A 12,522-nucleotide genomic window follows, 5' to 3' on the forward strand; every position below is an offset into this window, starting at 1 on the left:
TTACATGAATTTGGTCCAGTTCTTCCACCATGTATCACCAACCGCGCAGGCTCCCTTGTAATTTACATTGGTCAACCCATTAAGTTTGGCGTGTGTAAATATGCCGCCTGCTGCTGCAGGAGAACCTGCAGCCGGATTAAAATCAGGGGCAGTATAATTAAATGGAGCAGTCAAACCAACATCTGAATTATTGGTAAGTACGCTGCTTCCATAGGCAGCTGTATTAAACCATGTATTGATGCTGGCAGTGGTGGCGCCTGTAGGTGAAGTAGTGCTGGCACCATAAAGCACTGCTGTTGGAGAACCCGCAATAATGGTATTTTGTACAAACAAGCTACCTGGTATATTATTATCGGTAGGTGTACCTTTTGTGGCGTCAATATACAAGCCAGTTGGCCATCCCATGATCAGTGAGTTGAAGATAGAGATGCTTGAATTTCTCCTGATCTGCGCTCCCCATACAAACAGGTTATTACCAGTATTGGCTAAAGTAGCCTTAGGACCAAGAGCAGTTATATTGGAGAACACAGCAGACGTTTGAGGCGTTAATGAACTACCGTTGGCATCATTGTCGCTTTCAAATGCTTCACTCTTCGAGATATCAGCTACCGAAGAATCTCTCAGCACAATACCAAACTGCACCTTGCCGGAAAAGCCATTGTCAGTATCAAAGTCATCATCCAATGTTCTGAATGATATTAGGTGTTTGCAATTTACTGTACCTCCAAACCACTCAAAAGAATCGTCGTTGGCGTAGGAAACCTGCACATAATCCACAACTGTTTGATTACCTACACCACCAAAGGTCAGACCATTGATCTCTTTATCTGGCAGGAAAGCGTAACCAGCATATTCAATTCTTACATAACGTAAAATACCACTGTTATCAGCAGGGTTGGTACCACCATATAAACCAAGACCATCACTGTTATTGATGCCACCTTCTATTTCTCCTACACCTTGCACACCATTGAATGAAGCATTAACAGGAGCATTGCCTAATATTACCACACCAGCCCAGTCACCTCTTTGAGGCGAAGCTGATTCAGACGTAAATACTATCGGCTTGTCTATAGTGCCGTCTGCAGATATTTTGGCATTCCTTGTAATGATCAAACCTCCCCGCTGGCCTGTTTCACCAACTATCTTTGTCCCAGGCTCAATGGTTAAAACTGCTCCATTGGTCACGTATACCAGGCCTCTCAACTTGTAGGTATTGCCTGCCTTTAATGTCCTGTTTTCTGTAATGCGTCCTTCAAGGATGGTATTTTCCGTACCCGTAGTTGGGGTCACTACAGTGGTTCCACCATCCATTTCAATTTTGCGGCAACCGCTGCTTAGCAAACCAATAATTGCGGTTAGTGTCAATAGCTTTTTCATGTTTTATTCTTAAAGATTTTATCTATTTAATGTTATAGGAAAAACTGAGGCTGTAGTTAGTTCCATATTTACGATCGATGGCAAGAGCATCTGCATTGCTACCTGAATATTTACCATCGTCCTGCAAGTCATGATAATAAACAGCTCGCTGGTTTAGCAGATCTGAAATATTCAGTTTGAGCTCTCCCTTTTTATTCAGCACCTTTTTAGCAATTTGAAAATCAAGCAATGCCCTTGGGGCTTCCCATACCGGTGGAATGTCATTTCCACCCACATACAGTATCCTTCTGCCTATCTGGTTAAAGAGTAAGGTGGTACTCAGGCCTGAAGGGTTCAGGTCATATTGCAGTGAAGCATTGATCACATAGGGCGACTGACCCTGCATAGGCCTGTCCAACCTTGCACTTTCCCATTTCACCCTGTTATAGATGTAGGATATATTACTTTGGAAAGTGAAATTGCGCAACGCCTGGCTGAAGTCAAGTTTCTTTCGCATTTCCAGTTCTGCTCCAAAGCTGTTGGCATTATCAGCATTGATATAATTAAATGTGCTGGAGCTTCCCGTACCCGACTGGTTAAAATATAATTCGATAGGGTTTTTAAAATATTTATAGAATAAACCAGCAGTAAATAACTCGCCTGCCCTGGGATACACCTCATAACGCAGATCAGCATTCGTAACTTTTGTGCGCTGCAAGGATTTGATCCCCGTGACAGTAGCTCCCAACTCGAAATCAAAAAAAGCAAAATCACTCAGTTCCCTGAACTCAGGCCGGATCACTGTTTGAGATCCGGATAAGCGCAGGTTGGTCGTATTGCTTAATTTATAGGTAAGGTTAAGGGCGGGCAAATAATCTGTAACGCGTGTATGTACATGGCGTGGGTCTTTAGCATTCATACTACCTATCACCTGGTCAAAATCTTCCACCCTTAGTCCCCATACAGCTCTTAGACCGGAAGAAAACTGGTTATCTAACTGCAGGAATCCTGCGTTAAGAATGGAATTGGCCACGTACCTGTATTGCGATCCTGTCAGTTCGTTAAAGGCAAACTGGTTACTTGTGGCGCTGCCATCGCCAAAGTTTGACGGATCAAAAATTTTATCAGCAGGTAACTGTCGAAGCGCCTTGTTATCACCTCCAGGAATATATACTGCAAATGGCTTGGCGTCAAAAAGCCTGTCCTTCACCTGCACCATGTACCCACCTTTTATGGTTTGACTGTTGCCACCCCAATTAAATGTTTTGCTGGCATCGCCACCACCAGTGTATATATATTCATTCAGGAACCCAAAATAACGGCTACCGGAAACCTGGGAAGTTTGAGAAGATGAAACATCCAATAAATACGGACCGGTTGGATCATTACCGTTTTGTGTATACCTGATCCTTCTTTGATCGGGCACATATTGATCAAGGATACCAAAGCTTCCATACCAATGCAGTTTGGTTTTCAACATTGGAATATTATGGTCTCCTGTTAATTGGGTATTAAAGAAAGTATTGGATCTGAAAGCAAGTTCTGTTGCCCTTACATTGTCACCTATGTTACCAGCTGCGCCCTCATAATCTTTTCCAACCCGGTCAATAGCATAGTCAGTTGCATTTACATTAACCAGTGTTTTAGATGAAATCTTGCTGTTATTACCCAGTTGCAATGTCAGGTTGCCCAGGGCTCCCCATAATACATCCTGGCTGTATTTATGATTGGAATAAGAAAAGCTTGACACCGCATCATACTTTCTGTTATTCTGGTCCACCTCGTTGATTACAAAAATGCTATTGTTGTATTGAAGGTTGCGCATGCTCCTGTTATAGGTCAGTGCAACAACACCACCTAATTTGTTTTTACCAATATGTGTATTGATACCTCCACTTAATTGAAAAGAAGTGTTCAGTAAAGGCAATACTTTAGAAGATACCGGCTGTGTGCTCCAGGTGTTTTCCAGCTTTTTTGCATAATCAATTTGTTCCTGCCGGGAGAGGGCTGTGAATTGCCTCGAAGTAGGAAAACCTGCAGGCAATCCCCGGGTACCATCATCAAATCCCAACCAATCATTTTTGTCACCCTTATAAGTATAAAAATCCTTACCGATAGTCTGGCTGTTAAAACCTGTACCAACCTGTATGCTTAAAAAGTTAGCTGCAGGAACATCTTTGGTATTTACCTGTACCAGTCCCCCGGCCCACTCTCCCGGGGATTCGGGGACAAAGGCTTTATTGATAATGATATTATCAATAATGGAAGCAGGAAATATGTCGAATGAGAAACTTTTACGATCTGGTTCCGTGGTACCTAATAATACACCATTCAATAAAGCCTGGTTATACCTGTCCGCCAATCCTCTTACTACCAGGTATTTACCTTCCTGGATAGAAGTACCCGGTACTCTTTTTAATACTTCACCTGTATTCTTATCAGGAGAACGGCGTATAGCTTCAGCCGATACCACCTGCGCTATAGTATTTGTATTCTTCTGATAAGTGATCAGTGAGTTCACAGTTTCCTTCCTGGAATTACTGCTAGCCGTGATCACTATATTATTCAGGTCCTTGCTTTCTGTTTCAAGTACAAGATTCAATTCATTAACCTGCCCGGGGAGTACTTCCACATCACCCACCAATTTTGCCTTATATCCTACAGCAGTAAAACGAACTTCGTATTTTTTACCTGGGGCAAGATTTAATTCAAACTGTCCATCTACATTGGTGGATGTTCCTGCACCCCCGGTGACTTTTACAGAAACTCCCGGTATTGGCTCATTTTTATCATTCAACACTTTACCACTTACCTTCTGGACCTGGGCGTAGGTAATTGAACCAATTAACAAACAAAAAACTAAACTTACTATCCGAAACTTCATTCCGTCTTATTTGCGGCAAAGCACGTTCTATCATATTACCCTAAGGTTAACGCACAATTAAGGAATAGTGAACGGAATGTTATTGAATTGTTACCTGGAAAATGGCATAAATAAACAGTGATTGTATGATATGTAATATTATATATTATGATACAGGCATCCTATTCTATTAAAAGAATCAATGATCAATACAACAATGCTTCAACAATAATTATAATTTATTTCTGCTATAGTAATAAGGCATCATAAAACAAAAGGCAGATTCTTTAAATAGGCTCTAGCTTTCATTTTATAGAATTAGCACGATTTATGAATCGCATGTTACGTCTATATTAAGTTATTATTAATTTTCCGTTAAGTATTTCGGCCCAATGAATAGAACTTAACTTCGCCCCCGACCATTAAAAGTTGTCATTATGAATATTTTCGCAAAATTGCTGGCTCCCAAGAACAAGGTTTTCTACGACTTATTTGAAAAAAGCGCGGACAATGTAAAACAAATGGGTGTGTTATTGACCCAGGTAGTAACTGAGTCTGACTTTGATAAGCGCCAGACGCTGATATCAAAAATGGAAGACCTGGAACATGCCAACGATGAGCTCACTCATAATCTTTTTACTGAACTGGGACGCAATTTTATTACCCCTTTCGACAGGGAAGATATTCACTACCTGGCCTCTGCCTTAGATGATATTGCCGATTTTATTTTTGCTTCAGCCAAGAAAGTAAACTTTTACAGGGTCAATCCCAATGATATAGGAATACACAAGCTGGCCGAGATCATTGTTCAAAGTACCAATGAAGTGCGCAGCACTGTGGGCGAATTAAGAACGCTCAAGAATATGCGCCTGATCACAGAATCACTTGTCAGGATCAACAGTCTTGAAAATGAAGCAGATGATATTTTTGATATGAGCATTGAGCGTTTATTTGCTACCGAGCCTGATGCAAAAGAGGTTATTAAGAAAAGAGAGATCTACCAGGTGATGGAAACAGCCACAGATAAATGTGAAGACGCGGCCAATGTTATTGAATCAATTATTATTAAGTACGCATAGGCCAAACAATGCCTTGTTATATAGCAGTTATGGTATAAGCGTCCTGGTAGTATAATATTCTGAATTCCCAATCATTTCAAATTGTCTTAATGAGTTTCGTCCTCTCCATTATAGTCCTGGCATTAATATTTGATTTTATTAATGGCTTTCATGATGCGGCCAACTCTATTGCCACTATCGTATCTACAAAGGTATTGACCCCTTTCCAGGCGGTAATCTGGGCAGCAGTATTCAATTTTGCCGCCTTTTTTATTTTTAAAGATCATGGAGTGGCCAATACAGTGGCCAAAACTGTGAAGCCGGAATATGTTACCGGTCACACAGGCCTGATTGTAGTGTTGGCTGGTTTGATAGCTGCCATTATCTGGAACTTACTTACCTGGTGGTTCGGCATACCTTCTTCCTCCTCTCATACATTGATTGGTGGCTTTGCAGGTGCCGGTGTGGCATTTGGGGGCTGGGGTGCTATCAATAGCGATCCTATTATTAAAACAGCCAGCTTTATAGTGGTGGCTCCCCTGGTTGGAATGTTCATAGCTTTTATCATTTCTCTCTGGTTTTTACTTTCCTTTCGAAAGGATTACCTGCCCAGGCTGGTTTCTATCCTGGTCATACTATTTGTAGTATGGTTCTTATACGACCAGTTAATTTTAGACCCTAAAGAATTAGAAGGCAAAACGCATTATAAGACCTATTTCTGGCAGGTGTTTTTTTATACCAAGAACTTTAAATGGATACTACTTTGCTTTATCCTGGTGGTATTTGCAGTATTCACCTTCTGGCTCAATACATTGAATGCCCACAAGTCAAACCTCTGGTTTAAACGACTGCAATTGATTTCATCTGCTGCTTTCAGTATTGGCCATGGCGGCAATGATGCTCAAAAAGTCATGGGTATAATTATGGCTGCATTGGTGGCAAGCGATCCTGCAAGATATAATATCAATCACATGGAATGGTGGGTGCCATTAGCTTGTTATTCCGCTATTGCCATGGGAACCATGAGCGGTGGATGGAAGATCGTTAAAACCATGGGCACCCGTATCACCAAGGTTACTCCATTTGAAGGAGTTGCTGCTGAAACAGCAGGTGCCATTACCTTGTTTGTTACAGAAGCTTTGAAGATACCTGTAAGCACCACGCATACGATCACTGGTGCCATTATGGGTGTTGGAGCCACTAAACGCTTATCAGCCGTTCGCTGGGGTGTAACCCTTAATCTCTTATGGGCCTGGATACTAACCATTCCTATCAGCGCCGTGCTTGCAGCGGGTATTTTTTATATACTTCATTTTTTTCTTACATAATTTCCGAAGTTTGCGGCTTAACTTTCGCAAATGGCAAAAATACTGGTAACAGGAGGTTGTGGATATATAGGGTCTCATACAATAGTTGACCTGATAGAGAACGGTTATGAAGTGATCTGCGTGGATAATAATTCAAGGTCTAACCCTGCCGTTCTCGAAGGCGTTCAAAAAATAACAGGCAAAACCGTAAAGAACTACAAGGTTGACCTTTGTAATTTCGATGACACTTTTGCCATCTTCCAGGAAAATGAAGACATCAGTGGCATCATACATTTCGCGGCTTACAAAGCCGTAGGAGAGTCTGTTGAAAAGCCTTTATTATATTTTGAAAACAACCTGTACTCACTTATTTCCTTGTTGAAATGCGTACAGGAATTCTCCATACCATGGTTTGTATTTTCCTCTTCCTGTACAGTATATGGTGAACCTGACCAGCAAATGGTCACTGAAGAAACACCACCAAAGCCTGCTGCCTCACCGTACGGGTATACCAAGCAAATGGGCGAGCAAATACTGGGAGAATTTCAAAAAGCAAGCAAGACACAGGCTATATTATTACGCTACTTTAACCCTGTCGGTGCACATCCATCAGGGCTGATTGGCGAATTACCTATTGGCAAACCACAAAACCTGGTGCCTGCCATTACACAAACTGCTATTGGCAAGTTGCCCAAAATGATGGTCTTTGGCGATGATTACCCCACCCGTGACGGCAGTTGTGTAAGGGATTATATACATGTATGTGATATCGCCCATGCACATACGCTGGCTATTAAGTATTTGCAAAAAGGTCACAATGCTGCTGGTTGCGAGGTGTTTAACCTGGGCACCGGCAATGGTGTGACAGTGCTGGAAGCCATCAAAGCTTTTGAAAAGGTAAGCGGTGTAAAACTTAATTACGAAATAGGTCCACGTCGTCCCGGTGATATCATGGCCATCTATGCAAATAATGACAAGGCTAAGATGCGCCTGGGCTGGAATCCCGAACGAACACTCGAAGAAATGATGAGCACCGCATGGAATTGGGAATTGAAATTAAAACAGGATTCTTCCCTTCATGAGAACTCTAACTTTCAAATGAACTAGTTTTTAGCTTTCCTTGTCGAATATATTTTTCTATTATTGATGAGCTTGATACTTTTCTGCAGTTATTAAAACTGTAATGAGAACTATCACTTGTGTTTCTTTCCTTACTCTTGTATTTTTTTTCGGTTGCACCAAATATGATAAGCCTGGCCATATGCCCAGGCCCGGGGTTGCATTAACCTTTGATGATTGTTATATTGATGAATGGTACGATTTCCTTCCCGTATTTGATTCCTTTCATGTGAAAGCCACGTTTTACATTTCCAATTACCAGAATTTAACTCAAGATCAAAAAAGCAAGCTTAAAATATTAAAAAATCATGGTCATGAGATTGCATATCATACGCTGACTCATCCTGATATGGTGAAATTCCTGCGAAAAAACAGTATGGAAAGACTGGAAGGAGAAGAGATCCTTAAAGGATTGGTTCTGATGAATGCAGATGGCTTCTATCCTAAAAATTTTGCCTATCCCTATGGAAGCCATACCGAGGTACTTGATAATTGTTTACTCAGGCGTTTTAGAAGCATTCGTTGTTTAAATGGATCCTCTGATTATGCAAAAAGCTTTACTTCCAATGAGGACAATTCAAAATTATTTGCCATAGGCATGGATAGATCCAGCGGAAAAACCATCAATGAGCTTTTGAACCTTGTCAATATTGCACAAAAGAATAATAATTGCCTGGTGCTGGTCGGGCATCATATTAACAGGGCAGAAAAAAACATGTATGTATCCCCGGAAAGGCTGCGAAAGATCATACAGGCGGTTATAGATAACAATATGAAATTCTATACGGTCTGTGACATTATGCGTCAATAGCCAGGAATAACTATTTTAGGCAGGTAAGCAGATTGTTCGTTTATTTTGCAGCCAAATCGTTGGAATGTTAAAAGATATACAACCGACCGGAAAGAAAGATACCCGGAGCGGATTCGGTGATGGAATTGCAGAAGCTGCCCGTAAAAATAAAAATGTTGTAGCCCTTACCGCCGATCTGGCTGGTTCACTGAAGCTGCAACAGTTCATCAAAGAATTTCCTGAACGCTTTATACAGGTTGGTATTGCAGAAGCCAATATGATTGGCATTGCTGCGGGATTAACCATTGGAGGTAAGATACCTTTTACAACCACCTTTGCTAACTTTTCTACCGGCCGTGTTTACGACCAGATACGGCAAAGTGTTGCCTATAGCGGTAAAAACGTAAAGATCTGTGCTTCTCACGCAGGCGTAACGCTTGGAGAAGACGGTGCCACCCACCAGATCCTGGAAGATATTGGCCTGATGAAAATGCTGCCAGGCATGACAGTAATAGTGCCATGTGATTATAACCAGACCAAGGCAGCCACGCTGGCGATAGCGGAATTTGAAGGACCAGTTTACCTGCGTTTTGGCCGCCCAAGCTGGCCCATTTTTACTGACCCCAACGAACCATTTGTCATTGGCAAAGCCCAACGTTTTTCAGAAGGTACAGATGTCAGCATCTTTGCCTGTGGGCATATGGTGTGGAATGCCATCCAGGCCGGGATAGCCCTTGAAGAAAAAGGACTAAGTGTGGAGGTGATCAATATCCATACGATCAAACCCCTTGATGAAGAAGCAGTTTTGAATTCTATCCGGAAGACCAAATGTGCAGTGACAGTGGAGGAACACAATATTATCGGTGGCCTGGGAGATGCCATAGCCCAGGTTGCAGCCAAAAACTTCCCTATTCCTATTGAATATGTAGGTACTAAGGACACTTTTGGCGAAAGTGGCACACCTGACCAGTTATTAAAGAAATATGGTTTAGATGTACCAGATATTATTGCAGCCACCGAGAAGGTCCTTTCAAAAAAGACAGCCTGATTCCTTTTTATAAAAACAAACCACCAGCCTTCCCTCCGGAAGGTTTTTTGTTTTCGGCCTTTCATTAAAGCAATGCCACAGTACTCACATTATTAATGATAAATATGTGAAATATTTTTAGAGCTCCTGGTCTTTTCATCGTTTTAGACCTGGCTTCCTTCTGCTTTTTTCAGACCATCACCCTACCTTCTCCCTATGTTCTACCTATGTCCTCCCTATCTAAGGTATAGATACTGCGTGATCATCACGCAGTATCTATACTGGAAGTAGGCGGTTGGTAGGGAGTTGATAGGGCTTAAATACGTTGAAGTCAGGTGTGGGTTATTATATTGCATGGCATTAATGTTAAATATGATTCCTTGACAATAAATATTGACGGCTAGTTTCTGATGAACTCGCTTTAAAGAACTGCAATGGAATGCAGAAAGTTTATCTCTTTAAAATTATCTTTACCGCCATCATAAAAATCCAGTTACCTGGAATTAAGAACCAATGGCCCAAATAGAAAGATCAGATGCGGAACTGCTCATGCAGTTTAAAAATCCTGCTACAAAAGAACAGGCATTTACTGCTTTGATTAAAAAGTACCAGGAAAAGCTCTACTGGCATGTAAGAAGAATGGTTGTGGATCATGACGATGCCAATGACGTATTGCAAAATGTTTTTATTCGTGTATGGAATGGTTTGGAAAACTTCAGGGAAGATTCCCAGCTTTATACCTGGCTCTACCGTATTGGTACCAATGAATCTTTAACATTCCTGGAGGGGCAGAAAAAAAGAGCCTCGGTAAGCCTGAGTGATGTGGAAAGCGGATTAAGTAATAAGATAAAGGCTGACAGGTATTTTGATGCAAATAAGCTGGAGTGGAAATTACAGCTTGCCATTCAACAACTCCCTGAGAAACAAAAGGCTGTGTTCACTTTGAGATATTATGATGAAATGCCCTATGAAGAGATGAGCCGTGTACTGGATACCAGTGAAGGAGCATTAAAAGCCAGTTACCACCATGCGGTAAAAAAAATTGAAGATTATATCAAAAATCATTAAACTTTGGAACCCTTTTTAGGTCCTAGATCTTGTAAATGAACAGCCATAATAACATAGAAGATGAATTGAGGGGTTTGAACAGTGACCTGCCTGCCCATCCTGACAAAAATACTTTTTCAGTTCCGGAAGGGTATTTTGAAGGTTTGGCTGGTTCAATATTGGCTAAGATCAAAGGGGTTGAAAGCGTTTCTGCCAGCGAAGAAATTGCTTCTCTTTCACCTTTGTTAGCAGGTATTTCACGGAACATGCCTTATGCAATTCCTGAAAACTACTTCCAATCAAATCTTGATGAACTGCCATACATGGTTGGGGATGATCCCCAGTCAGCTATTCTAACACTCATAGAAAGAGTGACTCCGTACCAGGTTCCGCAGGGTTATTTTGCCAATTTTCCTGACCAGGTATTGGAAAAACTGGTTGACAAACAACCGGCACGAGTCATTCCCATGGTAAGGAGAAAGTGGATGAGATTGGCGGTTGCGGCAATGGTTGCCGGTATTATTGCACTTACCGGGTACTTTTATAGCCTTGAAAGTAATGGCATTGACGCTAATAAGCCTATTGCCCAGCAGCTTAAAAATGTAAGCACCAAAGAACTCAATGAGTTCATCAAAACAGCAGATATCACTTCCGGCAATAATAGTACAGCACACAATAAACCTGCTGTAGTTACTGAAGTCAAATCTATGCTGAACGGGGTTTCTGATACGGAACTGGATGCATTTCTAAGACAGGTGCCCACTGATGATGAAGACCTTATGGCTATTAATTAACCCAGACAATGAAAAAACTTTTACTCATATTAAGCTTCTTTACTGTTATTCATTTCTCTTCCTATGCCCAGGATAACGATGGGGGACGGTTGCAGGATAAAATGACAGAATACATCCAGCAAAAGCTGGGATTATCTAAAACTGAGGCTGAGAAGTTCAGCCCCGTGTTCCTTGATTATTTCAGGGACCTGCGTAAAACTAACCAGGATTACAAAGGTGACAGGTTGGTGCTACAGCAAAAGATAGTTGAATTGCGCTTACGTTACCGCGACCAGTTTAAGCCGATCATAGGTGATAAACGCAGTAATGATGTATTTACTTACGAACGTGATTTTATAAAAGGCGTTAAAGAACTTCAGCAGGACAGGTTGCAAAACCGCCTGGAAGGCCGTGCTAACAAAAGAAATAATCCCGGGTTGTAATAGTTTGTTTTTTAAACTATATTTGAACTTGGTGTTTTTCATAGGTTAGCAACGGCCGGCTCTTTTTAGGGCAGGCCTTCTTTTTTAAAAGGATCATCTCTTTCACCTTTCCTTCCATCTTTTGTTATATTTTTTCATATTTAATACAATCAAAAAATAGAAATCCGGAGAAGTAGCTTTACCTACATAGCTGTATTCTATCTTTTATTGCTGATTCAAAAATTTAACCAGGTAGGCGATCTGACCCAGATGATATATATCGTGCTGTACGATACCATTCAATAGATTCCTGTAGTTGTAAGTTCTTTCCTCAACAGTCTTATCAAGTATTGAATCGGACTGGTCCTGTAAAATATTTATCAATATTTCCTGCGTTTCATTCAATTTTTGCAGACCATGTTGCCACAATGATCTGTCTGAATGATCCAGTTGCCGCCAGTCGTTTGCTTCAAAATAATGTAGGTCCTTGGTTTCATCTTTTTTAAACCTGCTTATTACAAATTCTCTCCAGTTCACCATATGCCATACCAGTTCTGCAATGCTGTGTTGTCCATTAGGTTTTTGGAAAGCTAAAGTTTCCGTTACCTCTCCTAATAGTTTTTCAGCATTACGTCCAAACCATGGATCACCATTATAACTTTCTTGTAATTGGGAGACCAGGTATTGAATTTCTTTATTCATGCTATAGAAATTTTATAAGGCAAATAAAAATAAACTCTCTTAGCAAGTGAAAAGA

At 41.1% G+C, this 12,522-nt stretch carries 11 protein-coding genes; 8 read left to right on the top strand and 3 right to left on the bottom strand.

Annotation, left to right across the window (positions count from 1 at the left end; all coding sequences use genetic code 11):
* A complete protein-coding gene (locus BUA53_RS15835; RefSeq protein ID WP_072836374.1) occupies positions 1-1,380 on the bottom strand; it encodes a hypothetical protein in 1,380 nt (459 codons plus the stop codon).
* Positions 1,381-1,402: 22 nt separating this feature from the next.
* A complete protein-coding gene (locus BUA53_RS15840; RefSeq protein WP_072836375.1) occupies positions 1,403-4,243 on the bottom strand; it encodes a TonB-dependent receptor in 2,841 nt (946 codons plus the stop codon).
* Between the two features lie 416 nt (positions 4,244-4,659).
* Between BUA53_RS15840 and BUA53_RS15845 the strand changes: the two genes are divergently transcribed.
* The 8 genes from BUA53_RS15845 (at position 4,660) to BUA53_RS15880 (ending at position 11,786) form a co-directional block, all read left to right on the top strand.
* Positions 4,660-5,301 (top strand): DUF47 domain-containing protein, encoded by a 642-nt coding sequence (locus BUA53_RS15845; RefSeq protein ID WP_072836376.1) that lies wholly within the window; start codon positions 4,660-4,662, stop codon positions 5,299-5,301.
* 89 nt (positions 5,302-5,390) lie between these two features.
* Complete coding sequence (locus BUA53_RS15850; protein WP_072836377.1) at positions 5,391-6,608, top strand: inorganic phosphate transporter; 1,218 nt, start codon at positions 5,391-5,393, stop codon at positions 6,606-6,608.
* A gap of 30 nt (positions 6,609-6,638) precedes the next feature.
* Positions 6,639-7,694: a UDP-glucose 4-epimerase GalE gene (gene galE, locus BUA53_RS15855; protein WP_072836378.1), complete on the top strand. Its 1,056-nt coding sequence runs from the start codon at positions 6,639-6,641 to the stop codon at positions 7,692-7,694.
* 76 nt (positions 7,695-7,770) lie between these two features.
* Positions 7,771-8,517, top strand: a complete 747-nt coding sequence (locus BUA53_RS15860; RefSeq protein ID WP_072836379.1) for a polysaccharide deacetylase family protein — start codon at positions 7,771-7,773, stop codon at positions 8,515-8,517.
* 64 nt (positions 8,518-8,581) lie between these two features.
* Entirely contained in the window at positions 8,582-9,544 is a 963-nt protein-coding gene (locus tag BUA53_RS15865; protein ID WP_072836380.1) for a transketolase family protein, read from the top strand.
* A gap of 492 nt (positions 9,545-10,036) precedes the next feature.
* Positions 10,037-10,591, top strand: coding sequence for an RNA polymerase sigma factor (locus BUA53_RS15870; protein ID WP_072836381.1), 555 nt, complete (start codon positions 10,037-10,039; stop codon positions 10,589-10,591).
* Between the two features lie 35 nt (positions 10,592-10,626).
* The gene (locus tag BUA53_RS15875) at positions 10,627-11,364 is read left to right on the top strand and encodes a hypothetical protein (RefSeq protein WP_072836382.1); all 738 of its coding nucleotides are present in this window, start codon (positions 10,627-10,629) and stop codon (positions 11,362-11,364) included.
* An 8-nt stretch (positions 11,365-11,372) separates the two neighbouring features.
* Positions 11,373-11,786, top strand: a complete 414-nt coding sequence (locus BUA53_RS15880) for a hypothetical protein (protein WP_072836383.1) — start codon at positions 11,373-11,375, stop codon at positions 11,784-11,786.
* 204 nt (positions 11,787-11,990) lie between these two features.
* Here BUA53_RS15880 and BUA53_RS15885 read toward each other — a convergent pair whose 3' ends face one another.
* A complete protein-coding gene (locus BUA53_RS15885; protein WP_072836384.1) occupies positions 11,991-12,467 on the bottom strand; it encodes a DinB family protein in 477 nt (158 codons plus the stop codon).
* Positions 12,468-12,522: the final 55 nt, after the last annotated feature.

Source organism: Flavisolibacter ginsengisoli DSM 18119 (genome assembly GCF_900129295.1).
Taxonomy (GTDB): domain Bacteria; phylum Bacteroidota; class Bacteroidia; order Chitinophagales; family Chitinophagaceae; genus Flavisolibacter; species Flavisolibacter ginsengisoli.